General features: G+C 48.0%; 23 protein-coding genes and 1 riboswitch. Of the genes, 7 read left to right on the forward strand and 16 right to left on the reverse strand.

Going from position 1 to position 23,270, the window contains the following annotated elements; genetic code table 11:
- Positions 1-220: 220 nt before the first annotated feature.
- Positions 221-1,408, forward strand: coding sequence for a PLP-dependent aminotransferase family protein (locus A1OO_RS15650; RefSeq protein ID WP_016960963.1), 1,188 nt, complete (start codon positions 221-223; stop codon positions 1,406-1,408).
- Positions 1,409-1,523: 115 nt separating this feature from the next.
- On the opposite strand, the gene A1OO_RS15655 is transcribed toward A1OO_RS15650, so the two are convergent.
- The 8 genes from A1OO_RS15655 to A1OO_RS15690 all read right to left on the reverse strand — a co-directional run bounded on the left by A1OO_RS15655 (position 1,524) and on the right by A1OO_RS15690 (position 11,831).
- On the reverse strand, positions 1,524-1,961 hold the full coding sequence (locus A1OO_RS15655; RefSeq protein WP_017003591.1) for a DUF4156 domain-containing protein: 438 nt from the start codon (positions 1,959-1,961) through the stop codon (positions 1,524-1,526).
- 103 nt (positions 1,962-2,064) lie between these two features.
- The gene (gene atzF / locus A1OO_RS15660; RefSeq protein ID WP_017003592.1) at positions 2,065-3,825 is read right to left on the reverse strand and encodes an allophanate hydrolase; all 1,761 of its coding nucleotides are present in this window, start codon (positions 3,823-3,825) and stop codon (positions 2,065-2,067) included.
- Positions 3,825-7,490, reverse strand: coding sequence for an urea carboxylase (gene uca / locus A1OO_RS15665; RefSeq protein WP_017003593.1), 3,666 nt, complete (start codon positions 7,488-7,490; stop codon positions 3,825-3,827). Before uca ends, atzF begins: the two co-directional genes overlap by 1 nt.
- 124 nt (positions 7,491-7,614) lie before the next feature.
- The gene (locus A1OO_RS15670; protein ID WP_017003594.1) at positions 7,615-8,259 is read right to left on the reverse strand and encodes an urea amidolyase associated protein UAAP2; all 645 of its coding nucleotides are present in this window, start codon (positions 8,257-8,259) and stop codon (positions 7,615-7,617) included.
- Between the two features lie 10 nt (positions 8,260-8,269).
- A complete protein-coding gene (locus A1OO_RS15675) occupies positions 8,270-8,995 on the reverse strand; it encodes an urea amidolyase associated protein UAAP1 (protein WP_017003595.1) in 726 nt (241 codons plus the stop codon).
- Positions 8,996-9,036: 41 nt separating this feature from the next.
- Positions 9,037-9,894, reverse strand: coding sequence for an ABC transporter ATP-binding protein (locus tag A1OO_RS15680; protein WP_016960969.1), 858 nt, complete (start codon positions 9,892-9,894; stop codon positions 9,037-9,039).
- Positions 9,894-10,718 (reverse strand): ABC transporter permease, encoded by an 825-nt coding sequence (locus A1OO_RS15685; RefSeq protein ID WP_017003596.1) that lies wholly within the window; start codon positions 10,716-10,718, stop codon positions 9,894-9,896. Before A1OO_RS15685 ends, A1OO_RS15680 begins: the two co-directional genes overlap by 1 nt.
- 9 nt (positions 10,719-10,727) lie before the next feature.
- Complete coding sequence (locus A1OO_RS15690) at positions 10,728-11,831, reverse strand: putative urea ABC transporter substrate-binding protein (RefSeq protein ID WP_016960971.1); 1,104 nt, start codon at positions 11,829-11,831, stop codon at positions 10,728-10,730.
- Positions 11,832-11,887: 56 nt separating this feature from the next.
- A riboswitch (guanidine-I (ykkC/yxkD leader) is annotated at positions 11,888-12,031 on the reverse strand.
- 407 nt (positions 12,032-12,438) lie between these two features.
- Between A1OO_RS15690 and A1OO_RS15695 the strand changes: the two genes are divergently transcribed.
- From A1OO_RS15695 to A1OO_RS15705, 3 genes are all read left to right on the forward strand, one after another.
- Complete coding sequence (locus A1OO_RS15695) at positions 12,439-12,654, forward strand: TIGR02450 family Trp-rich protein (RefSeq protein WP_017003598.1); 216 nt, start codon at positions 12,439-12,441, stop codon at positions 12,652-12,654.
- Between the two features lie 99 nt (positions 12,655-12,753).
- The gene (locus A1OO_RS15700) at positions 12,754-13,329 is read left to right on the forward strand and encodes a YdeI/OmpD-associated family protein (protein ID WP_016960975.1); all 576 of its coding nucleotides are present in this window, start codon (positions 12,754-12,756) and stop codon (positions 13,327-13,329) included.
- A 109-nt stretch (positions 13,330-13,438) separates the two neighbouring features.
- On the forward strand, positions 13,439-13,720 hold the full coding sequence (locus tag A1OO_RS15705) for a TfoX/Sxy family DNA transformation protein (RefSeq protein WP_241819143.1): 282 nt from the start codon (positions 13,439-13,441) through the stop codon (positions 13,718-13,720).
- A 256-nt stretch (positions 13,721-13,976) separates the two neighbouring features.
- Here A1OO_RS15705 and A1OO_RS15710 read toward each other — a convergent pair whose 3' ends face one another.
- The 4 genes from A1OO_RS15710 to A1OO_RS15725 form a co-directional block, all read right to left on the reverse strand.
- Positions 13,977-14,816: an esterase/lipase family protein gene (locus A1OO_RS15710; protein ID WP_017003599.1), complete on the reverse strand. Its 840-nt coding sequence runs from the start codon at positions 14,814-14,816 to the stop codon at positions 13,977-13,979.
- Positions 14,817-15,266: 450 nt separating this feature from the next.
- Positions 15,267-15,683: a GNAT family N-acetyltransferase gene (locus A1OO_RS15715; protein WP_017003601.1), complete on the reverse strand. Its 417-nt coding sequence runs from the start codon at positions 15,681-15,683 to the stop codon at positions 15,267-15,269.
- Between the two features lie 301 nt (positions 15,684-15,984).
- Positions 15,985-17,247 carry a mechanosensitive ion channel family protein gene (locus A1OO_RS15720; RefSeq protein ID WP_017003602.1) on the reverse strand — a complete coding sequence of 421 codons (1,263 nt, stop codon included), beginning with the start codon at positions 17,245-17,247 and terminating at the stop codon, positions 15,985-15,987.
- Positions 17,248-17,388: 141 nt separating this feature from the next.
- Positions 17,389-17,694, reverse strand: coding sequence for a DUF6482 family protein (locus A1OO_RS15725; protein ID WP_016960980.1), 306 nt, complete (start codon positions 17,692-17,694; stop codon positions 17,389-17,391).
- A 352-nt stretch (positions 17,695-18,046) separates the two neighbouring features.
- Here A1OO_RS15725 and A1OO_RS15730 point away from each other — a divergent pair, with 352 nt between their 5' ends.
- Complete coding sequence (locus A1OO_RS15730) at positions 18,047-19,117, forward strand: M28 family metallopeptidase (RefSeq protein ID WP_017003603.1); 1,071 nt, start codon at positions 18,047-18,049, stop codon at positions 19,115-19,117.
- Positions 19,118-19,265: 148 nt separating this feature from the next.
- Here A1OO_RS15730 and A1OO_RS15735 read toward each other — a convergent pair whose 3' ends face one another.
- The gene (locus A1OO_RS15735) at positions 19,266-19,460 is read right to left on the reverse strand and encodes a hypothetical protein (protein WP_016960982.1); all 195 of its coding nucleotides are present in this window, start codon (positions 19,458-19,460) and stop codon (positions 19,266-19,268) included.
- 418 nt (positions 19,461-19,878) lie between these two features.
- Here A1OO_RS15735 and A1OO_RS15740 point away from each other — a divergent pair, with 418 nt between their 5' ends.
- Entirely contained in the window at positions 19,879-21,036 is a 1,158-nt protein-coding gene (locus tag A1OO_RS15740; protein WP_017003604.1) for a DUF5666 domain-containing protein, read from the forward strand.
- A gap of 145 nt (positions 21,037-21,181) precedes the next feature.
- On the opposite strand, the gene A1OO_RS15745 is transcribed toward A1OO_RS15740, so the two are convergent.
- Complete coding sequence (locus A1OO_RS15745; protein WP_016960984.1) at positions 21,182-21,607, reverse strand: GFA family protein; 426 nt, start codon at positions 21,605-21,607, stop codon at positions 21,182-21,184.
- A gap of 69 nt (positions 21,608-21,676) precedes the next feature.
- On the reverse strand, positions 21,677-22,048 hold the full coding sequence (locus tag A1OO_RS15750; RefSeq protein WP_016960985.1) for a hypothetical protein: 372 nt from the start codon (positions 22,046-22,048) through the stop codon (positions 21,677-21,679).
- 339 nt (positions 22,049-22,387) lie between these two features.
- On the opposite strand from A1OO_RS15750, the gene A1OO_RS15755 reads away from it, so the two are divergent.
- Positions 22,388-22,672, forward strand: coding sequence for a hypothetical protein (locus A1OO_RS15755; protein ID WP_017003605.1), 285 nt, complete (start codon positions 22,388-22,390; stop codon positions 22,670-22,672).
- 79 nt (positions 22,673-22,751) lie between these two features.
- On the opposite strand, the gene A1OO_RS15760 is transcribed toward A1OO_RS15755, so the two are convergent.
- Complete coding sequence (locus A1OO_RS15760; RefSeq protein WP_017003606.1) at positions 22,752-23,213, reverse strand: DUF1353 domain-containing protein; 462 nt, start codon at positions 23,211-23,213, stop codon at positions 22,752-22,754.
- Positions 23,214-23,270 lie beyond the last annotated feature (57 nt).

Consider the following 23,270-nt stretch of genomic DNA (forward strand, 5'->3'; position numbering starts at 1 on the left):
CGAATACGCAGCCACATCTGCCAAGGTTTTGGCGGGCAAATCGCGGCTAATATCTTTGTGAATGTAGTACAGCACATCATTGATGCGGGAAATGTGTTGATGGCTCATTTGACCAAATAGCATAAACGGACATATCGAACAGCATAAACGGACATTCTAAAAACCACAATGCGTTGTAATATTTTTTGATAAGTCATTCATACGTTGTTCAGGTACTGATATGGAAATCGCAACATCGCTTCAGCAAATCCCTTCTTCCTATATTCGTGAGATTTTGGCCGCAGCGTCAGATAAGAACGTTATCTCTCTCGCGGGTGGTTTGCCGGATGAAAAAACCTTCCCTATCGACCTGATGAAAGCCACCCTCGAAGGCCTGTCTGACATGCCCGAGGTATTTCAATACGGTGCGACAGCGGGTTATGGCCCACTACTCACGTTCCTCAACACCTATTTCGAACTGCCAGAAAGCCACATGGCGATGGTTTGTACCGGCTCACAACAAGGCTTGGATTTGATTGCCCGCGCCTACGTGAACCCTGGTGACAAAGTCGTGATGGAAGCACCAAGCTATTTGGGTGCGATGCAAGTATTTGGCTTGGTACAAGCTGACATGGTGACCGTGCCGCAAACAGAATTCGGGCCTGATTTAACTGCGCTAGAAACCTGCTTTGCCGAGCAATCACCAAAAATGTTTTACGCCGTACCGGATTTTCACAACCCAACAGGGGTTTGCTGGTCACTAGAAACACGCCAGCAAGTCGCCGCGCTGTGCATCAAATACAAAGTGGCATTGATTGAAGATGCCCCTTACCGCGAACTGCGTTTTGCTGGCGATGCCCTTCCGTTGGTGTCTGATTTCTGCCCGCAAAACTCGATTGTTCTGCGCTCTTTCTCGAAAATTGCGTCTCCTGGCCTGCGCATTGGCGTGGTAACCGGAAAACGTAGCTATATCGAACCGATGGTTAAAGTCAAACAAGGCGCAGATCTGCACTCGAGTGTGCCAATGCAAGCTCTGCTGCTTGGCCTGTTAGAACACAAAGACTTCGATCAACACATTGATACCATTCGCTCGCTCTACAAATCTCGCTATGAAACTTTGTTTAGCGAACTGCAGCAAAAGCTGCCTGAAGGGTGTGAATTGAACGCCGTTGATGGTGGCATGTTTGTTTGGGTAACACTGCCTGAGTGTGACACCTTTGCACTGGCAAAATCGCTACTCAGTAACGGTGTGGCGGTTGTGCCTAGCCCTGTTTTCTACCCGAAACCAGAAAGCGCGGATGCCGCGCTGCGTTTGAATTTCACCAACGCGACAAACGAAGAACTTGCCGAAGCGGTAACGCGTTTGGCAGCAGGTCTGCGCGAACAGTTAAGCGCCGTGACCAATCAAGAAGTGCCCGTTTTCGTATAACGGGACATCACACACCTTCGTCTGATCCCTAGAAAACAGCGAACAAAAAGGGCACCGCAAATTTCTCTGCGATGCCCTTTTTCGTATGATGTTAACGTTACCGCATGAACGTGTATTAGTTCGCGTCGATCACTTCAACCGTGTCAGCAACGTCTACTGTGATCGCGGTCGTTTCTGTCGCCGCTTTCTCTGTAGCATCAGCCGCAGCCGCTAATGACGCGTCCACATCGCACGCATACGCGTTACCAAACATGGTGACAGAGCTTGAGAAACCAAACGGTTGATACAGATACAACACGTTACCGCCTTTCTCAGCAGCCTTCATTCGCATTTGGTTTAGCGTTCCCCAAACCATGTCTTTGTCTGCGTGTAGCCAGTAATCGTAAAAATGCCCTTCTGAGCCGATCACTGTGCCTTTATGCTCACATCCTTGAATCGCATTGATATCATCCCAAATCACTTGGACTTGCTCTGACTCTTGGGTTGGGAAAGTCACACAACCCGATAACAGTGCAGCAGAAACCCATGCTGCACATAGCGAAATGTTTTTCATTTAAGACGCGTCTCTACTGTTTCAAGGGCGCGAAGTTTATCCTGAGTTGATGTAAAAGCAAGCAAAATAAGCAGACGTCATTCACCGACTTATATGGGCTTTATCAGGAATCGCTCTTTGAAGCTAAAAAACCGCGCCAACTACCAAAATGAGAGATATCTCGCCCGCCGGCTGCACTCGCTTCTTCACAGATAAAACCTGTCACCCAAGTGCCATCATCTAACTCAACTTTTCCCAAGCCTAACGGGCTTGGAATGCCCGCCAGAAAATCACCGAATCGTGCCGTAGGCATCTCCCAAAGTTCCAATTCAATGCGATGCCCACCTTCTTTTGTGCGCACCATGCCCGGACGCTTGGGCTCTTCTCCTGCCAACGCAAAGAACTGGTATCGCGCGGCACTGCGTCTTTTCTCCAAAAAGGAAGCCTGACGACTGATCAGTTGATGGTTAAGCGGCAGTCCCGCCATGTGCGCGCCACAGACAGCCATCACCATGGACTCTGGAATACGCTCACCGACTTCAATGCGAGACTTACCCGTGTACGCTTTGGCCATTTCTAAGAGCTTTGGCTCAGTGCCTTTGTCTGAAAACAGCGTGATACCAAATGGCATGTTTTCGGATTCGTCGTCTGCAGGCACAGCGATGGCAGCATAATCTAACAAGTTCATGAAATTGGTGTAGAAACCCAAGTTGGTATTCAACTGGATCGGGTCAGCCTGCATTTCCTCAATGGTGTAGATATTCCCTGCCGTTGGGATCAAGATGGCATCGACAGAATTCAAAATCGCATCACAACGCTTTTTCAATGCTTGAAGTTGATATTGGGCATTGAACGCATCTACCGCTGTTAACCCACGAGCGCCGCCAATAATGGCTTGAATTGCGGGGTCGCAGTCAGCTTCATGTTCATCAAAAAACGCTTTGATCCCGGCATAACGCTCAGCAACCCAAGGGCCGTGATACAACAACTTGGCCGCATCCAAAAACGGACTGAAATCCACGTCCACTAACTCTGCGCCTAACGCTTCGCATTGGGCTTTGCTTTCGGTAAAACGACACCTGTAATTATCGTTGCCGAAGAATGCCAATTGGGTATCACGCGGCACACCAATGCGTGGCTTATCGAAGGAATAAATGACCCCTGAATCAGAGTCAGAAAAGTCTCTCGCATAGCAATCAGACGGATCGTATTGCCCAGCTACGGGCAACACGTGTTCAATGTCATCCACCGAATGTGCGAACACAGTAATGCAATCCAGCGTTCGGCATGCTGGCACTAAGCCGCGACAGCTAATTCGACCGATACTCGCTTTCATGCCCACCAAGCGATTAAACGCCGCCGGGACACGCCCTGATCCTGCGGTGTCTGTCCCCAGAGAGAACAACACCTGCTTCAATGCCACAGACACGGCACTGCCAGCACTTGACCCCCCTGAGATGTACGTTGGGTCGATACTATTTTGACACGCGCCATACGGGCTACGTGTGCCGTTTAAGCCCGTGGCAAACTGGTCGAGGTTGGTTTTGCCTAACGGCACAGCGCCCGCATCAATCAAGGCCTGTACCACAAAGGCTGAACTGCCTGGCGAGTAGGCGAATTCTTTGCAGGCCGCCGTGGTCGGCAGTCCCAATAAGTCGATATTATCTTTGATCGCGAATGGCACGCCATAAAGTGGTTTTAATTCGGGGTTGCTGTTTTTGAGCGCTTTGATATAGCCATCTAATTGCGCTTCGCTGATATTCGAAATCCAACAATGATTGACGTCAGCTTTGGCTTGCTTCCACTGCTGACGTAAGTATGCCTCTGGCGTCGTCTCACCGCTTTTGTACGCATCCAGCAAGGCCTGAATTGACGTGAATTCCATTAGATCTGCTCCATGATTAACAATGTTTGACCTGCTCGCACTTGCTCACCTTCCGCTTTGGCATAGTGCACCACGCGACCCGATTGGGTGGCGGTGACTTCGATTTCCATTTTCATCGACTCAACAATCAAGAGGGGTTGGCCAATTTCAATGGTATCGCCGGGTTTTGCCAGCAATTGCCACACGTTGCCCGCCAACTGGCTAGAAACGGTAAATTGTCCATCTTCCAATATGTCGTCAGCCGTGCTTTGTTCTTCCACCGTGTCGGCAACAAAGTTGGCTTCGCCACTTTCTTCCCAGCGCTGACGCTCTTCATCGAACGCCTGTTGCTGGCGAGATTTGAACGCGGTGATCGACGCCTTTTCTTGCTCAAGCATGGCTTCATAGTCAGCAAGGCTGAAGCGGGTTTCTTCGATGCGGACGTCAAATTGCCCGCGCGGGAAATCACGACGAATATCCGTCAGTTCTTCGTGGGAAACCGGATAGAAACGGATCTGATCGAAAAAGCGCAGCAGCCAAGGTTTATCAAAGGCTTTGCTCTTTCCGTAGCGATTCCACATTTGGAGCGTTCGCCCCATCAGCTGATAGCCACCCGGCCCTTCCATGCCATACACACACATATACGCGCCGCCAATACCGACGGCATTTTCAGGCGTCCATGTACGCGCGGGGTTGTATTTGGTGGTCACCAAACGATGGCGAGGATCCATCGGCGTCGCGACAGGCGCGCCAAGGTAAACATCACCCAGTCCCATCACCAAATAGCTGGCATCAAACACGATGTCCTTGACCTGATCCATGCTGTCCAAGCCGTTAATACGACGAATGAACTCGATATTATTCGGGCTCCACGGCGCATTTTTTCGCACCACTTCGTCGTATTTACGCATCGCTAATTGGATGGAAGGATCGTCCCAAGACAAGGGAAGATGCACCACGCGTGATGGCACGGTGAGCTGTGAAATATCACCGATAGCCGCTTCTGCACGTTCGAGGATCGCCAGCATTTCTTCGCAAGGTGACTGCAAGTTGTCGTAATGCACTTGCAGCGATCGAATACCCGGCGTCAGCTCTTTAATCGCGGGGACGGCCATGCTTTCCAAGGTCATCATTAAGGCGTGAACACGAAAACGCAGGCGGATGTCCAGCATTTGTGGGCCGTATTCCACCAGCAGGAAATCCTCACCGCTTGGGCGATACACCACCGTCTCACCGTATTTGTCGGCAGCAAGTTCTTTCAACACAGGCGTAGTTGGCATGAAAGCCGCGAGTGGAAGTTCTTGGGTTTGTAACTGGGCAATAGCGAGGCGTTGATGTTTCTCGGCTTCTTCGGCATCAAACATCGTGACAGGCTGGAAGCGCACTTTGTCGCCGGCTTTTAGTTGCCCCATTTTCCACAAATCCGCTTTGATAATGGTCGCCGGACAGACAAAGCCACCTAGGCTTGGGCCATCTGGCCCTAAAATCACAGGCATATCTCCCGTGAAATCGACCGTGCCTACCGCATAAGCGTTGTCGTGAATATTCGATGGATGCAGCCCTGCTTCACCGCCGTCGGTTCTCGCCCATTCAGGTTTTGGCCCGATAAGACGCACACCCGTGCGGCTGGAGTTAAAGTGCACTTCCCATTCCGCATCAAAAAACGCCGAAATGTCGTTGTCAGTAAAGAAATCAGGCGCACCGTGCGGACCGTAAATCATGCGCAATGTATGCGTCATGCCCAGATCGGGTTTATCCATGGTTCTGGCAGTCAGGCTTTTATCGTGTTCAACGGGATGAAGATGAAGCACATCACCCGCCATTAACGCGCGGCCACCATGACCACCGAATTTGCCCAAGGTAAACGTCGAACGGCTGCCGAGATATTCAGGACAATCAAACCCGTCTTTGATCAGAAGATACGCGCGAGCCCCCTCACCTGTCATCGCGCCAAGCGCAAGCGTATCGCCCTTTTCAATATCCAGTACCGTCCACATAGGCGCGTCCGCACCGTTGCATTTCACATTGATGTCAGCGCCCGTTACGACCACTTGAGTCGGCTGGTTGAAGCGCAGCGTCGGGCCATTAGCGATGATTTCTAAACCCGCACACGTCTGTGCATTTTCGAGCAATTGATTCCCGAGACGAAAACTCAGGCTGTCCATTGGCCCCGATGGCGGAATGCCGACATGCCAATAGCCACTGCGCGCGGGATAGTCTTGAACCGTCGTTTGTGTCCCGCTCGCTAATACATCCACCGTCGATGGTTGATAATTGAACCCAGCGAGACTCGATGTCAGCACATTGCCCAGCTTCACCATAGGTTCAACAGCAAGCTGAGCTAAATAAGACAGATTAGTTTCAATGCCATACAGATGAGTGCTTTTCAATAATTCAGCAATATCTTCCAGTGCGCTTTGGCGATCGCCCCCGTGCACCATGACTTTGGCAATCATAGGGTCAAAAAACGGACTGACTTCTACGCCCGCCTCCACCCAGGTATCAATCCGTACTGTGCTACCGTTTTCTTGCGTGATCACGCGGTTTGCATCAATGCCCTCAGGGAAGGCCAATGTCGTGATCAACCCTGTCGATGGCTGAAACTGTCGGTTTGGATCTTCCGCGTACAAACGGAACTGAATCGCGTGACCATGTGGTTTGGCGGCTTTCGTTTCCACCCAACTTGCGTGATATTCGCCCGCGCCAATTTCCACCATCAGCTTGACAATATCGACGCCAAAGATCATTTCAGTGACGCCATGCTCCACTTGCAGACGGGTATTGACTTCGAGGAAATAGAACTGCTGCGTGGACTGATCAAGAATAAATTCCACCGTACCCGCGCTGCGATAATTGACCGATTCCGCCAGCTGAATCGCCGTCTGTTGCAATGCTTGACGGGTTTCATCGTCCAGATTTGGGGCGGGTGTTTCTTCCATCACTTTTTGGTTACGTCGCTGCGCGGAGCAATCACGTTCACCAAGGGCAATCACATTGCCTTCGCCGTCACCCACCACTTGCACTTCAATGTGGCGTGCCGCTGTGATGAATTTTTCCATGAACAAGCCACTATGGCTGAAGTTGGCTTCACCCAGACGTTTTACGGCATCAAACGCATCGGTTAACTGCTCGGCATTTTCGCAAAAACGCATGCCGATACCACCGCCACCGGCGGTGCTTTTCAGCATGATGGGATAGCCCATGGTTTCAGCGCTAGCAATCGCTTCTTCAACGCTTTCCAGCAAGCCCGTTCCGGGTAGCAGGGGCACATTCGCCTGCTCCGCCAGTTCACGAGCAGTATGCTTTAAGCCAAACTGATTAATTTGGTCACTGGTTGGGCCGAGGAACACCAGGTTCTCTTGCTGACACGCTGCCACAAAATCGGGGTTTTCACTTAAAAAGCCGTAACCTGGATGAATCGCTTCTGCGCCCGCTTCTTTGGCAATCGCGATGATTTTATTCATGTTGAGATAGGTTTCAGCGGCGCTGCCTTCACCGAGGCTAAAGGCTTCTGTGGCATTTCGCGTATGCAGGCTGCCTGCATCGTCTTCGTGATAAACCGCCACACTCGCCACACCCATTGCATCTAATGTGCGGATGATCCGACACGCAATCGCGCCACGGTTTGCAATCAACACTTTATTGAACATCTTGTTCTTGTTAAACATCTTGTTCTTGTTAAACATAGCTTTGCCTTCAATTCGTCGGGTCGTCCCGAATTAAGACCGAAAGTGTGTCGCCAACACGGTGAGTGAACCCGATGGCGTTAGGGTCGTCCCTTACCTTATTCTTTGTGTCTACCGTGCGAACTTACGCCGCTTCCCACACCGAAATTTCAACGGGAGTTGGGTTATACGCGTTACAAGGGTTATTCAATTGGGGGCAATTCGACACCAACACAATCACGTCCATTTTCGCTTCCAGTTCCACGTATTTACCCGGCGCACTGATGCCATCGGCAAAGGTCAGCCCCCCTTCGGCGGTGACAGGCACATTCATAAAGAAGTTGATGTTGTGGCTAATGTCGCGCTTAGTCAGGCCATACTCAGGGTGCTCTGCCACCGCCAACAGCCAAGAGTCTCGGCAAGCATGCATACAACGTTTTTCCAGCGCATAGCGCACGGTGTTGCTTTCGGTAGAGCATGCGCCACCGAGGGTGTCGTGACGCCCGCACGTATCAGCCACAATTTCGAGCATCGGGTTCGACAAATTCGACATCAACACAGATTCAGCCGTGAGGTAGGCGTTGCCCTGCTCACGCAAGGTATCCATGGCGCTATAACGCTCCGTGGGATTATTGGCGTTGTAGAACAAGGTATCCGCTGCCTGATTGCCTTCCAGATCGGTAATGCGAACACGTTCGCCTTTTTTCACCACGTTGAAGTAGTAGTCACCCGCATCGACCACCTCACGAGAAATGGCGGTATCCATTTTAAAATCACTCTCTTTGATCATGTCATTCTCCTTAATCGACGAGTACAGGCTGATATTGGCGAGTGTTGAGAAATCCACGGCGGTTTTCATCACAATGATTTAGACAAGCATCATCTGCCTCAACCAGAGAAGATTTCACCATTTCGACATCAACCGGATTGCGCGGATAAACCACGGCTTCATTCATCGGGTGCGGGCAGGTGCTAAACAAAACGATGGTGTCCATTTCAAAACGCAGTTCAACCACTGAGGCTGCTTTGCTGTGTCTTTGCACAAAGGTGAGCTGACCATCATCGGTGGTTTCGACCTTGCTGAAGACATTGAGCGTGGCGGCCAAATCACGCAGGCCAAGCCCAAATTTCGCCATTTCCACCAGCATGGCGTCATGACCATTTTGCAGCCAATCGTTGCGATCACTTTGGTAATTACGCTCGCCCCATACCTTGGCCACATGGTTTTTGTTACTCAAGCCGCCGACGCTGTCGATCCAGCCCGTATCGTCTTGCACGATGGAGCAGAAAATTCGTCCCATGTCGGAATAGACACAATTGCCTGCCGTCAGCTTGAAGGTGTGCTGGCATTTGAGGGTGTCAGGCAAGTTAATGCGCTCTAACGGGTTGCGTGGGTTGAACAGCAGTAAGCTCGCATTCGCGCCACCTTCCACGTCCGTTAAACGCAGGCTATGGCCTGCTGGGATTTCTAATCCGCCGTGTTGACCACCGAGATACCGGTGATAAAACAAATTCTTCAGTTCCATTTATTGCTCTCCTTGCTATTCACTTGCGAAATATTCCCAGCTCAGGCCACGTCTTGCTGCTTGGCCTGTAAACTGGCAATCAGCGCGTCTTGTCCGGTTGAATTGAGTGGGATATCAAACGTGACTTGCGAACCAAAACGCTCTGGCGCTTGTGGGTCGAATCGTGGTTTGTCGAACACCCAAAGACGCGAGCCCAATTTGAAGCCTTCGTGTAAATCGTGAGTGATCATAAAAATGGTGAGATTCTGCTCTTGCCAGATTTGGTTGATCAGTTCGTGCATGTCTTTACGAATACCGGGGTCGAGCGCGCCGAAGGGTTCATCGAGCAATAAAATGCGCGGCTTTTTCATCAATGCCTGAGCAATGGCAAGTCGCTGCTGCATACCGCCTGACATTTCTGCTGGATACTTATCTGCCGCGTGCGCCAATCCAAGCTTGTCGAGCTGCGCCATCGCTTTGTCTCGCAACACGGCGCGACCACTGCCCCATATTCGGCCTGTTAAGCGACTCATTTCTAGCTCATCCGCCACCATGATGTTTTGCAACGCGGTCATGTGTGGAAACACCGAATACTTTTGGAACACAATGCCGCGCTCCGGCCCCGGTTCAGAACTCAGCGGTTCGCCATCAAGCAGCAATTGACCACGTGAAGGAGCTTGAGTGCCGAGCAGCATGTTGAGAAAAGTTGATTTCCCGCAGCCCGACGTACCCAAAATACTGATGAACTCCCCCGCCATCACTTTGATGTTGAGGCGTTCAATCACCACATGGCTGCCATATTCTTTCCAAAGACCTTTTGCTTCGATGATCGGCGTGTTGGCTTCCATCATTGACGCATTGCCATCAACAATCGGCTTTGGCCCTTGGCTGTTCGACGTGTTGCTTGCTGATTCACTCATTAGGATTTCCCTCCCTGTGCGTGAAACCATGGGTAACGATGGGCTGACAATTTCTGTAAGGCCCAATCCATCAAGAACGCCAAAATCGTAATCCACAGCACGTATGGCAAAATCACATCCATCGCCAAGTAACGGCGAATCAAAAAGATGCGATAACCCAACCCTTCCGTCGCAGCAATGGCTTCCGCGGCAATCAAAAACAGCCATGCGCTGCCAAGCGTCAGTCGCACAGCTTCAATGAGCCGAGGCATCACTTGCGGAAGGACAACGCGAAGCATGAGCGTCCAAGAGTTTGCGCCCAAGGTTTGGGCTTTGATGATTTGTTCGGCAGGAAGGCTTTCGGTGCGTAGCTGAAGATCGCGGATCATCATCGGTGTAATCCCAATGATAATCAGCATCACCTTAGACAGTTCACCCAACCCCAACGCGATAAACAAAATGGGAAGAATCGCCATAGGCGGGATCAACGACAAGGCGCGAACCATGGGAGACATTGGCGCACGCACATACGGGATCATGCCGTTTGCCACACCAATCACCAGCGCCAATAACCCGCTGATCCCCACGCCCAGAAACAAGCGCTGTAAGCTCGCCCACGTATCGACCCACAATAAGTAATCGCCAGTACGTTTGCTCGGCTCAAAAGCCATGCGATCAATCGCGGCTGCAATACTGTCAAACGACGGCAGTAACTTGTCGTTGGGGTTAATCGCCAATCGCGCATCTGATGCCACCATGTAGGCGGCGATCAGAAGAACAAAGGGCAAACAGGCCAGAACAGTGCGCCCAAACGCGGAAGGCTTTCGGTTAATAATCCGAGTCATCATGCTTCCTTACAGCGCGTTATCTGCCGCCATTGCCATGTAATCCGGGTTGAAGCGAAGCGTGATGTTTTGTTCATCACCGAACACACCCGCTGGCGTTTCAATACCGATGAAACCGGCATCCGGTGCGCCTTCTCCCAGTAAACCATGCTTGAAAGAGAATTCAGCCACTTTCGCCATGGTGTCTTTCAGTGCGGCAGATTCAGTAAACGCAACAGCGTCAGCGGGTTTGTAGAACATTTTGGTCGATGCGAGTTGGTCTTTGTAGCCCGCCAAGTCCGTACCGGAAGCGGCAGCCATAAACTCGAGTGCTTTAGCGCCTGCTTCGTTGTCCTGTTGCATGGTCGCCATAATTTCATACCATGCGCCCGTCAGTGCCTTACCCAGCTCAGGATGCTGCGCCAAGGTGTCTGTGTTCACCACCAAAAGGTCAATGATTTCGCCAGGGATCATGGAAGAATCGAACACTTTGTTGGCGTTTGGCATTTTGATGATTTCAGCCAGTAAGGGGTTCCACGTCGTCACAGCCGTCACGTCTTCGGTCACAAATGCAGGCACCAAATCAGCGTCAGTGGTATTCACCACAGTGACATCACGCTCGGTCATATCGACAGTTTCAAGCGCACGAGCCAACAAGTAATGAGAAACACTCAACTCTACCAAGTTGACCCGTTGGCCTTTGATATCAGCGAGCTTGTCAGCACTTTTCAGCACGATGCCGTCATTACCGTTTGAGAAATCACCCACAATCAGTGCGGTGGAATCTACGCCGCTGGCAGCCGGAATAGTTAGTGCATCCATGTTAGTCATCACAGTGGCATCAAACGAACCGGCGGTGTATTGGTTGATCGACTCGATGTAATCGTTCACCTGCACCACATCGATGTTAACGCCGTATTTGTCGCCCCACTTTTTGATGATCCCTGCATTGTTGCCGTAGTCCCACGGCATCCAACCGACATAGATTGACCAAGCAAGACGAAACGTAGGCTTGTCTTCCGCTATCGCTGGGCTTGATAGAAAAGAGAAACAGACAGCAACGCTCAGGATCAAACGTGAGATGGTTTTTCGGGTTGATGAAATATTGCGGAGTATTGATGAGAACGTATACATAACTACCTCTACCTTGAGTTTCACAAACGGGATGGAGCCAAAGAGATATCGATTTCATCTCCCGGGCTTTTATCCCTCCGTGTGACCTCAAGTGAGGTTGACAACTCTCGGACCAGACACCGTGACCTTCTTCGTTCGGGCAATTAACCGCGATACATTGACGAAGAGAAGAAACAGCCGGAACCCTAGTTATCTATTGCAAATTGTCGTCTAGCGCTAACGAAATCTAGTATTAACGCTACGTAGTGTTGATGTTAAATCACCATTCACCGATACATCTTTGGCTCGCTACTGTTTCGATAAAAGCAAATGCCTTGCCAGATTTTCATCTTATTGATTAATATAATTTTAAGGAGGTTTTCTCGTATTTCATCGACTATCGATGCGCCAATTCAGTGCGTGAGTTGCACCGATTTACACCGAAATATCTTCTGTCAGTGCATCACCGAAGCCCACCGAGCAAGCCACCTCAACGCTATTCACCTTTTTTGCCAAAACATCCCATAGATTGACTGAACTTAAATGGCTGAAGAACCGTAATCATTGAACGGTTTCCAGATAGACCCAAACCAACACTGACACTGACACTGACACCTATGGAGTACATGTGAATCAAATCAATCCAGCCAAGTTACGAAACAGCAAATGGACAGCAGTGAAACCGATGAATCGAGAAAAGCATTTTCTGATCTCAGACATTGAGTTTGAAGAAGACGGTTCAGTGATTTCGTGTCAACTCGAAGCAGTGCTGTCGAAAAATGCGTACCCCATTGATTGGACAGACCTAAAAAATAGTGAGAAATGGGTTCAAGGTTGGAAATAACGATGGCTCAATCAAGCACATCTAGCAATCAACAGAACGAGCTGGGATAGTCACGCTAATAAATTCAAAACGACGTTGTGTCTAAGAGAATCTATCGAGATGCCTGAACCCGATCCATTGAAAATCATGACATTTGAAACACCGGAAGATCTCGGTGAGTGGCTTAAAGTAAATCACGCAACTGAAAGTGAGCTTTGGGTAAAGATATACAAGAAAAATTCAGGACTTCAAAGTGTCACCTGGAATGATGTAGTCATAGAGGTTTTATGCTGGGGTTGGATAGATGGCATTAAGAAATCAATGGATGATCAAGCCTATCTTCAACGCATTACGCCCAGAACAACCCGAAGTAACTGGTCAAAGAGAAACACAGAGCATGTTGAACGTTTAATCAACCAACGTAGGATGATGGAGCCTGGGCTTGTACATGTTCGTGCAGCGAAAGCTGATGGTCGTTGGGAAAAAGCTTATGTGGTAAGTGAAATGGAAGTACCTGCTGATTTTATCGCTGCTCTTGAAAACCAGCCGAAAGCAAAAGCGTTTTACGAAAAACTTACAAAATCAAATCGTTATACCATCGCCTACGGTTTAACAAGTGCAAAGAAACCCGAAACTCGACTAAAGCGATTTGCAAAATTTATGAGCATGCTTGTTGATGAGAAAAAGCCTGCATAAGTGTCACTCACCAGAGAGAACAAGCCAACCAGCAGGACTATAAACAGGTAACTGTTTTCATTCTTCAACATGTTAACTAACCATTATCAGCGCCTAAAATGGGCGTGAGGTGACCATTGAGGTTCAGATGCGATTAAGGGATTTAAAAGGTTTCGGACCTAAGAGCGAAGAGATTTTAGCAGAAGTGGATATTAACACTGTCGAAGACTTTATGGCCATTGACCCTTTTGAGTTATATAAGCAACTAAAATTAAACGTTAAAGGCACGGGATTAAATTCTATTTACGCAATTATAGGCGCTCGCGAAGGCATTCATTGGCAAGAAGTGGCAAAAACGCGTAGAGAGGAAATAATATACAGGCTTGATGATATGGGATTAGCGCCAAAGTAATACCACATTGTTTCACGTTTGACGTTTGACGTTTGACGTTTGCTCCATTCTGGGACCATCGCATTCCCCGTTCAACTAACAGCCACAAGGCTCTCAAAGACGATCTATTCCCAGCCGATTTACACGGTAAATTCGAGCTCAATGTGTGGGTATCTAGCGGTAATCTAACAAGAGAAGCCGACGCATTCGTCGGCACTTTCTTTTATACACGATGTATGGCGATACCCATTGCAAACGGCTTCAGCAATACTAATGACTACAGTAACGACGCCAAGTGTTCAGAAAACTCAGGGGTACGAAGGTAGCCGTAAGATTTATGCTCATTGTTCGGGTAATCATTGCAGACCAAATGATCCTTCACCCCAATATTCGTGCTGTTGCGGCTGTAATCATCCGCTAAGTGGGTATCAATGCACACATAGTCACCGGGATCAGAGAAGTTCGCCCAAGACTTTGTCACGCAAGACGGAGTACGCAGCTGATTGCGATGATTCAGCATGTTGCCCTGCACTGCTGCCATGCCAAGTGGTGAGCCCATGGTGATAAAGTGATCAATTTGATAGCCTGTTTTGCCCATATCACGAAGCACTTCATAGGCAATAATGGTGCCCATAGAATGGGAGACCAAAATCACTTCGTCGTCACGATGTTTCTTTAAGATATCTTCCAATCGATTGTTCACACTGCGGCGGAAAGTAGGTTGGCTATAATACTTGCCCAAATCTCTCAGTAATTTCTTGGCGACACTTCGCGCAAGATGAGAAAACACGCCGCTGTACTCTTCAACGCTATCAACCACGCCTTCAATCCAATCGCCCGATAGCTTTCTGATCCTATCGAAAAAGCCTTTTTTGTAACGCTTAATACTACCCAGTGCGGCTTCTTTATAAGGCTCACTGTTATCAACATCGTTCACGGGGCCGCCGGTATAATGGAGATCGGCGTAATACGCCATTTCAACGTTGATATCCCCTAACGAAGTTAAAGACGTGGTGGTTCTCAGCCCCTCTTGAATGGCTTCAATCCAATTGTCTTTTAATGTCGCAGGCGCTGGCTTATTCGAGCGCCCGTGAATCAATACGATTACCTTTGCCATCTTTTCACCCTCTCTTTTATATTTTGCCGTACGCAGCGCGGAATATAAGAAAAGCGTAGATTGGCATAGCCATTCAAGGTGTCTATATATAGCTACAGCAACAAAGAAAGGTTTTTCGACACACAACGCAATGAAAAGGAGAAGAAAAGACAGGGAACAAAGGGCGTTGAGATGCATCGACGGAAAAGTAAAAAAAAGTTTCTCTGTCAACCGTCACAAGGACGATTGACCAGAGAAACAAATATCTTTACAGCAAGGAGTAAACGTTTATTGTCTGTAGGACATGTGCCTTACGCACACTTCTCTTATTGCAAACCCCTTGCCACTTTTTTATTCACTTGATTTTAAATACAAAAATTTAAATTACCTGACTTTCATCTCTGGCTGGGCGCTGTTGTAGTGCACTGTTTGCACTGTTCTGTTTCACTGGCGCTTACTTTAGCGAGCGCATCAATGCTCCAGCCGTACACTCATTTTGAAATAAGGGATATCACCTTTGTAAAAACGCTCGCCTTCTGGCGACATACCAAAGCGTTGATACAACCGCATGGCAGATTCACGCGCATCGCACCAAAACACCTCAACTCCTCGGTCTTTGAGCACGTTTCCACTTAGCAGCGCAGAAAGCACTTCAGCGCCGATGCCCTGCCCTTGATAGCTTTGCAGCGTGGCAAACTTTCTCAACCGCGCACGGCTACCATCAAAGAACACTGACGCGACACAAACAAGCTGCCCTTTTATGAACGCACCCAAATGCAATGCCGTTTCATCGCCGTCTAATTCACAAAACACGGGTGGCTTGTCAGGCCAAAGCACTTGATGCCGAATGGGGATGGCCTCTTGCCAGTTGATTTGCTGAATGTTCAATCTTCACTTTCCTTGTGAGCGTTATTGTTGGTCAAAAAAGTCGCTATTGCCGATAATAGCAAGAATAAAAACAACAACATACTAACCAATTGGTCAATAAGAAAATTCAGAAATACCAGCGCAGTACATAAAGATACGTTCACGATGACGACACAATTAAAAACCGTGTTGAATATCTCATTATTTCAGCAGGTTAGTCATTATATTCACCCCATCGAACATGCTGTCGGGCGTACCCTACGATGAGACGATTTCGTCTTTGCCCGACAGCTCTTCTCCTTCTAGCTCAACGCGAGAAACACTACTCTTTCAAACCAATTCTGCCGGCATCATGCCCACCAAAAGCTTGGAAAGGTCTCAGTCCGAACATTGGCATTATTGCGTAGATATGGTCAAAAATATCGGCTTGAACACCTTCGTAAAAGACCCAATCCGTATTATTGGTAAAAGCGTAGATTTGCAGTGGTAACCCCTCTGCCGTTGGGGCAAGTTGGCGCACCATAAAGAGCATGTAATGGTGGATGTCTTTGTGAGAACGAAGATACGTTGTGAGGTAAGCCCGAAACACACCCACATTCGTCATTTGGCGAAGGTTAGCGGCATGATGAACATCTTCTAAGTTCTCATTGAACTCTTTAATCTCTCGCGATTTTTCAAACAGAAATTCGCGCAGTATTCGAATCTCTTTTAAGGCTTCAATTTCCTCCTCGGTCATAAATCTAATCGAGCTCAGGTCAATGTTCACCGAGCGCATAATACGTCGCCCACCGGAATCGGACATGCCCTGCCAGTTGATGAACGCGTTCTGTACCAGCGCATACGCAGGTAACATGGTGACTGTGTTGTCGAAGTTTCGTACTTTAACTGTCGTGAGCGACACTTCTTCCACCGAGCCATTCGCGCCGTAATCATTCATCTCAATCCAGTCATTGAGGCTCACCATGCGGTTTGCTGCAAGCTGAATGCCCGCAACAAATCCCAAAATGGTGTCTTTGAACACCAACATGACCAAGCCTGTTGCCACGCCTAAACCACTAAGGAAAATCACCGGGGATTCATTGGCGAGGATAGATACCGACACCACAATACCGACAAAAAAAGTGAACAGCTTGATGAGCTGAACAAAGCTCTTTACGGGCATTCTGCGGGTCACGCCTTTGTTAACCGCAATTTCATGCAGCGCATCTAACAGAGCAAACATCATCCAGATGAACATCACCAACACGGACACACCAAGCAATCGGTCAGATAATGTTTCTAATGAAGGGTGATGCGCGAGAATGGGAGGAATCAGCAAGTCGAGGATCATGATGGGAACAAGCAAGGCAATTTTTTCCAACACTTCATGGTTGATCAGGCTGTTTCCCCATGATTTTTTGTTTTTGCTAATGGCAAAATTGACCGTTCGCACAATGATCTTGTACACGATCAAATAGCTAATCACTGCCACCCCGACCGCAGCAAGAAGGAAGATGATGGTGGGCTCTGTACCATAAGGATCGCTGTCGACCCCCATTGACGCTAACTTGTCGGTGACGTACTGACGAACCCCGTGATCTAACATATATGCCCTCTCTGCGATGAATGTGTCCTGAGCAACAACAATATTCAGTATGAAACGTCTTGTCAGTCACTCGGTTCTAAGCCTATCAGGCACATTTCATCTGTGGTGAGGCAGTTTTGATACTGGGTTGGTTTCGTTCAATTAATACAACTTGTTATCACTGATCAGCACTTCCAATCGATTTCCATCGCCTTTTTCGGGGCCGCCAACCATCTCGTCATAAGCACTTTCTTGGCGCATCACCTGCGATTTCGCTTTCACGTTCTGACACTGCTTTTGAATTTCTAGCAACGAATGAGCGCGGATCAAGTTACCAATATCATCCGTGACCAAGAATTCCTCGCCCTCGATGATCACTGACGCTTGATACAAACACAGGTCGAGTGAGTGGATAATCAAGGTGTCTATGCTTTTGAGTGTTGCCAACGCTCTCAGTGTCATTTTCATCGCTTGCCCTCTATTGGTTATTTCTTGCATTCATTGGCGATAACCCATCATTACGCGCACCAGTCATATAAGGTTTAATTTCTCTCCAACATTCCCTGTGCCTCAGAGACATCACACCGCCCTCGCAGCTAACAGGCAATACGAACGCTGAAAATTTGGGCAAAATATCTCAAAGCAACAGTGCAATATTCTCAACACACCCCACTTATGGGACAAAGCGTCATGTCAATAAGAATGGGCTTTGAAACCCTGTTCGTCCGTGTTTTTTGGGCTTCACACCCAAGGAAATTAGACCAATCTGTGCTCCACTAAAATCGACACATAATAAATAATCACCGATACGGAAATCATCATGAAAAATACGATCACAACCGTCCTTTGCGGCACACTCTTACTCTCAGGCACGGTGTTTGTCTCCGGCGCAGCGTTTGCAGACGACTACGCATGGGATCAACTCGTTGCATTAACCGATGAAACCAATGGCATTGGAGCCAGACGCGTTGGCACACCACAGGAAAAACAAACCGCAGATTGGATTGCAGAACAATGGAAAAAATCCGGTTACAAAGTCACCACTCAACCCTTCTCTTTCGAGCTTGATGGAAAAGTACTGAAGTCTGAGAACGTGATGGTCGATATCCCCGGCCAGTCCGAAAAAGTGCTGGTTATTGGCGCGCATTACGACACCAAAGGCGATGAAAAAGGCTCACTCGGTGCGACGGACAATGGCTCCGGCGTTGTTGCCCTACTCGCCATGGCGAAAGATCTAAAAGGGAAACAACTTCCCTACACAGTTCGCTTAATCGCATTTGGTGCAGAAGAGTTTGGCCTCAATGGTTCTAAGTATTATGTGAATAAAACGGGTGCACTCGATAATGTCGTCGGCATGATCAACCTCGACACCATCATTGGCGGCGACAAACTCTATGTTCACAGCGCTCACTCCACGCCGTACAAATGTGACTATGTGAGAAAAGCCAATTACACGGGCGACACATCTGTTCGGTCAGGCTTGAAAGCGGTTTCTGATCAACTCTACAAAGAAAATGGCCACAAACTTCACCCCACCTTTGAAGGATACCCTGAGGGTGAAACAGGCAATTGGTCTGATCATGCACCGTTTGCATGTGGCGGCATTCCTATCGGATACCTTGAAGCCACGAACTTTGCCATTGATGGTGAAGAAGGGAATGACGGATATTCACAAACCACCAATGACGCGCTCTGGAGTTGCTTTGACGACAAGACTCTTAGTGCGTGTAACCGTGAAGAAGAGAAGCATTGGGGTAAAATTTGGCACACCAAGTTTGACCGCTTGGATACCCTAACCCCACTGTTTAAAGACAGATTACAAACGCAGCTGAACCAAAACATTCAAGTGCTAGAAACCTTTGCCCTTGAAGCGAACAAATGGGTGAAGTGACAAACCGAAATACACTGAAACCAAAGCGCTAACCCAAACGAAAAACGGTGCCATCAGGCACCGTTTTTATATATCCATTGTCTCGCTCATCGTCGATGAGTTCATGATCCTATTATCAACGCCAGAACGTTCACTGCTCGTTTAACGCCTATATGTATTCATCGATGATAATCGTATCGCGGCGATCTGCACTGTTCCGGCGATCGTACCCCTGAAACCTCACGCGATTATCTCTGCGTTCACGTGGTCGCCGCCGCTCAATCACATACATACCATCGACAAGTTGGGTGTCGATAGCTTCAAAAAAATCATCATAGGATTTAAGGTAGTTTTGGACTTTCATCTGCCGCTCTCTTTTCGCCTAAACAATCTTAATGACAACCCGCCTGATTAACTTCAATTGAAACTGCAGTACCGCCAATCAAAACAGATGTCTCTTTGTTGATCATAAAACCTTGAGAGTAAGAGTTTTACATCTCAAGCAACGTCACTCCAGCCAATAAACACCCAGAATGAATACGAGTTTCATCAGTGAGTCATGCGCTCAAATTAGAGACACGACGAGCATGATCGACAAACATCACCGCACTAACCCTGTCACTCATGCTGTTTTTGTAAGCAATCAAACACTTATAACGCCAAGCAATTTGAACCAATGTCACATCTGACAAAACCCTGACATTCACCCTGATTTTCACGCACAACTGCTGTGATAGATTCCGCGCCGAAAATTAAGCACTTTGTCTTTTAGGGACTTTTGAATGAAACGATACGCAATGATCCCCCTGCTAACCCTGACTCTGACTGCCTGTGGCGGCGGTAGCGACGGCGGAAATAACACAACAACTCAGCCAGCAACGTCAATGTCGGTTGAAGGGAAAATCGAGCAGATTTCCGCAAATTCAGTGACCGTTAACGGGCATCAGTATCAAGCGAACAAGGTTCAATACCGTGGCTTCGCAATTGATCCAGTGCAGCTTCAAACCAACATGATGGTCAACGTTAGCACGGCAGCCCGAGCACAAACTGGCGCTCACATTGAGCTTGAGCCAACGTTTACCGGTCGTATTGAAAAAATCGGCGAACCTAAAGACACATTTACCATTAATGGCATTGAGTTAAGCTTTGCCGCCCTTTCACCAGGCATTCAAAACGGTGACTGGGTAATGGTCTCCTCCCTACCAAGCGCGAACGACAGCTACAAAGTCTTGTCTGTGATTAGCTTCGACTTTGACCAAGACGGGTTGGCGGAAGCCGAAGGCCGCATTTCATCCATTGATTTCAACAACGGCACTTTTAAAATTGGCAAATCGCTAACCGTGTTGTTTGATCAAAACCTCGTTAACAATCCAAAGAAACTGCGCAATGGCACCTGGGTTGAGGTGATTGGTGGTTACAACGAAGATAACGGTGTATTGACCGCCGAAAAGATCAAACTCAAAAACTACAACGACGTCCATGGTGAAGGCGAGATTGAAGGTGTTGTCACTTGGGTAGCGACAGACAAGAGTGCGTTTGAAGTGAACTATCGCGGCACCTTTGATATTCACCCATCGACCAAATACGACGATGGCGACAAATCCTCTCTGCGCATCGGCGCTGAAGTGGAAGTCGATTACATCAAAAAAGGCGACAAGCTGATTGCCAAAGAAATCGAGTTTGAAGACGACGTTGATTTTGACTTTGATTGGGATGCGTTTGAATTTGAAACCGAAGGCACTGCATCAAGCGTGAACGTCGATGACGAAACATTCATTATCAAGGTCAAAGGTAAAGAACAAACTATCTACATCGATGCTCAAACTCGCTTTGACGACGGCCTAACCATAGATACTCTTGAAGGTGAACGTCTAGAAGTTGAAGGCGTGATCATCAGCGGTGATTATGTTGCGCGTGAAATTGAAAGAGAAGACGACTAAGTCGAACCTCTGAATCAAAACGACAAACATAAATAAAGGGGCGAACGCCCCTTTTCCATGTTTGGTGTTTGAATCCCACGTATACGGTTAACGAACTGAGGCGTAATAAGCGGACAATCACATCGATTGAAAAAAAAGCGTTCATTCACACCAACGACGCGAAATACACCTCGATTTCTGCCTTGGTCATTTCTTTGGATTCATTTGAAAAGCAGTAATAGTCTGGGCGTTGATCGCTAAAATACTGCATAGACATCACCAAATCACTTAACTCAGGGATCAAACCCAAAGGCATGTTGTAGCTACCCGTTTTATTCAAACGATAGAATAGATGAGTGCCACATTTCCCGCAGAAGCCACGCGTTGCCCAAGGTGACGACTCATACTCTTTAATCATCTCTGAGCCTTCAAACTGAACGTCGGTTCCGCATTGAACGGCAAACAACGGCCCCCCACCCCATGAACGGCACGTATCGCAATGGCACACGGTGAAGTTCGGGTTCACTTCACCAACCTCAACTTTAACGCTTCCGCAAAGGCAACTTGCGCGTGTTTTGTCTGACCCTTCCATTCTTCATTCCTTAAAATATGATGTCACTTTCATCATGCGCGCGCGCACAAGCAGTGAGACGTAAAATGCTCAATGTGCAAAAACGGCAAACAAGCATGTGCTCGCAATGCCGAAAAAGAACAACCATGACAAATGCTTGCCGCGTGAAAACCATAGCGACACCACGCCACTCAATGAAAATACCACCGCAATAGTCATGAGTATTTCTGATCGAATGTCACCGCTGGGATTGGACAAAAAATACAATATCGCCGCAAAGCCCCACCAAGCGATCGTCGTAATGTGCCACGCGAACCTTAGAACACGTTTCGTAAACCAATCGCTGCCGAGCAGTTTAGGCAAGTTATCACGTCTAAATAAGCGAATGAGAATGTACTTTTCACCAAGATAGGAATGAACAAATCCAATAAATATCAGTAGAAAAGAACCCACAAGTAACATACCTGCCTCCATGCAACACAAACACCCAAACGGTATCCGTATAAGAACCTTCACCCTACCACAAGGCATGATGTCGTGTTTGCCACGCCTGGCAAAATGACGTTTGACCAATCTGCCCATCGCAGTGGTTGTGACGGTGCAACCCACGTTAACGGTATTCTGCGATTGATCAATATCGAAAGACACCCACATTTCTCTGTCTTTAGACGGATTAAGGTTTAAAACACAGTCAACACAGATTATTCTGTCAAAACATCAAGCTAATGCCGTGTATTCGAATAATCCCGATAGCGCTAAACGCTTAATATAAAAACATTTTTGGTAAGGAGAAAAAGACCAATGAAGGTGACGCACTTCTTTAAGCAGTTAAACAAGAACCTAATTGGCAAGCTTCACCAGACCAGCGAATTTCAACAAAGAATGTGGATTGTAAACGTACGAGAAAGCACGTTGAAAAATGAATCGTTTGTGGTGAGCGAAGACAGCTTCTCAGAACCCATGCAATGGATGAAGCGCCAAAACTACACTGATTACATGATTGACGAGCTAGACCAACTCAAACTTTCTCAGTCGGCCAATTTCAAAGTCGGTAACGCAGAGCATTGCCTTTTTAGGGTGAAGTAGATGTGTGAATGAATCGACGCTTGGTGTCAGCTGATTTTAGCCGCCACACACACCAAAACTGAACAACAAGCCTTACAGATTATTCGTTATTAATGGCGTCAATGATCGCTTGCGGGAAACGATATCGATCAACGTTCTCTCTGTTCTTCACCAGTCTATAAAGCTTTTTCAACGTCTCGATGTCTTCATCATCATTGTCCCAAAATAATCCGCCTGCTGTCCTCACAGCTCCCCAGATCATGTTCGCACGAAGGTTATCCACCCCGTTTTGGCGAAGCAATGTGAATAAAATATCGTCGGCTTGCTCTCGATCAACTTGATGATTGTAAAACAGCCAGTCATGAACCAAAGCTGGCATCATAACGTCTGGGTGAAACGGCGTGAACGTGATCTGCCAAGCGATGGCTGGAATTGTTGCGCCGTCATAACGAAAATATTTAGGAACAACAATATCCACGCCATCGGCTTCAATTTCAAAGTCCCATGTTAATTCGTATTTATTAACCAACGCACTGGGCTGAAGTTTGGGTTGTTTAAGCATCGCATTCTCCTATCAAACACTTATAACGCCAAGCAATTTGAACCAATGTCACATCTG

The sequence above is a fragment of the Enterovibrio norvegicus FF-33 genome, assembly GCF_000286835.2.
Taxonomy (GTDB): domain Bacteria; phylum Pseudomonadota; class Gammaproteobacteria; order Enterobacterales; family Vibrionaceae; genus Enterovibrio; species Enterovibrio norvegicus_A.

Excerpts from the sequence above, each read along its gene's own strand:
- A1OO_RS15680 (WP_016960969.1), bottom strand. The coding sequence starts at position 9,894 with ATGAGTGAATCAGCAAGCAACACGTCGAACAGCCAAGGGCCAAAGCCG.
- A1OO_RS15735 (WP_016960982.1), bottom strand. The coding sequence starts at position 19,460 with ATGAAAGTCCAAAACTACCTTAAATCCTATGATGATTTTTTTGAAGCT.
- A1OO_RS15760 (WP_017003606.1), bottom strand. The coding sequence starts at position 23,213 with ATGCTTAAACAACCCAAACTTCAGCCCAGTGCGTTGGTTAATAAATAC.
- A1OO_RS15655 (WP_017003591.1), bottom strand. The coding sequence starts at position 1,961 with ATGAAAAACATTTCGCTATGTGCAGCATGGGTTTCTGCTGCACTGTTA.
- A1OO_RS15730 (WP_017003603.1), top strand. The coding sequence starts at position 18,047 with ATGAAAAATACGATCACAACCGTCCTTTGCGGCACACTCTTACTCTCA.
- A1OO_RS15745 (WP_016960984.1), bottom strand. The coding sequence starts at position 21,607 with ATGGAAGGGTCAGACAAAACACGCGCAAGTTGCCTTTGCGGAAGCGTT.
- A1OO_RS15650 (WP_016960963.1), top strand. The coding sequence starts at position 221 with ATGGAAATCGCAACATCGCTTCAGCAAATCCCTTCTTCCTATATTCGT.
- A1OO_RS15685 (WP_017003596.1), bottom strand. The coding sequence starts at position 10,718 with ATGACTCGGATTATTAACCGAAAGCCTTCCGCGTTTGGGCGCACTGTT.
- A1OO_RS15725 (WP_016960980.1), bottom strand. The coding sequence starts at position 17,694 with ATGAAAATGACACTGAGAGCGTTGGCAACACTCAAAAGCATAGACACC.
- A1OO_RS15755 (WP_017003605.1), top strand. The coding sequence starts at position 22,388 with ATGAAGGTGACGCACTTCTTTAAGCAGTTAAACAAGAACCTAATTGGC.
- A1OO_RS15750 (WP_016960985.1), bottom strand. The coding sequence starts at position 22,048 with ATGTTACTTGTGGGTTCTTTTCTACTGATATTTATTGGATTTGTTCAT.
- A1OO_RS15675 (WP_017003595.1), bottom strand. The coding sequence starts at position 8,995 with ATGGAACTGAAGAATTTGTTTTATCACCGGTATCTCGGTGGTCAACAC.
- uca (WP_017003593.1), bottom strand. The coding sequence starts at position 7,490 with ATGTTTAACAAGAACAAGATGTTTAACAAGAACAAGATGTTCAATAAA.
- atzF (WP_017003592.1), bottom strand. The coding sequence starts at position 3,825 with ATGGAATTCACGTCAATTCAGGCCTTGCTGGATGCGTACAAAAGCGGT.
- A1OO_RS15690 (WP_016960971.1), bottom strand. The coding sequence starts at position 11,831 with ATGTATACGTTCTCATCAATACTCCGCAATATTTCATCAACCCGAAAA.
- A1OO_RS15670 (WP_017003594.1), bottom strand. The coding sequence starts at position 8,259 with ATGATCAAAGAGAGTGATTTTAAAATGGATACCGCCATTTCTCGTGAG.
- A1OO_RS15710 (WP_017003599.1), bottom strand. The coding sequence starts at position 14,816 with ATGGCAAAGGTAATCGTATTGATTCACGGGCGCTCGAATAAGCCAGCG.
- A1OO_RS15700 (WP_016960975.1), top strand. The coding sequence starts at position 12,754 with ATGCCTGAACCCGATCCATTGAAAATCATGACATTTGAAACACCGGAA.
- A1OO_RS15740 (WP_017003604.1), top strand. The coding sequence starts at position 19,879 with ATGAAACGATACGCAATGATCCCCCTGCTAACCCTGACTCTGACTGCC.
- A1OO_RS15720 (WP_017003602.1), bottom strand. The coding sequence starts at position 17,247 with ATGTTAGATCACGGGGTTCGTCAGTACGTCACCGACAAGTTAGCGTCA.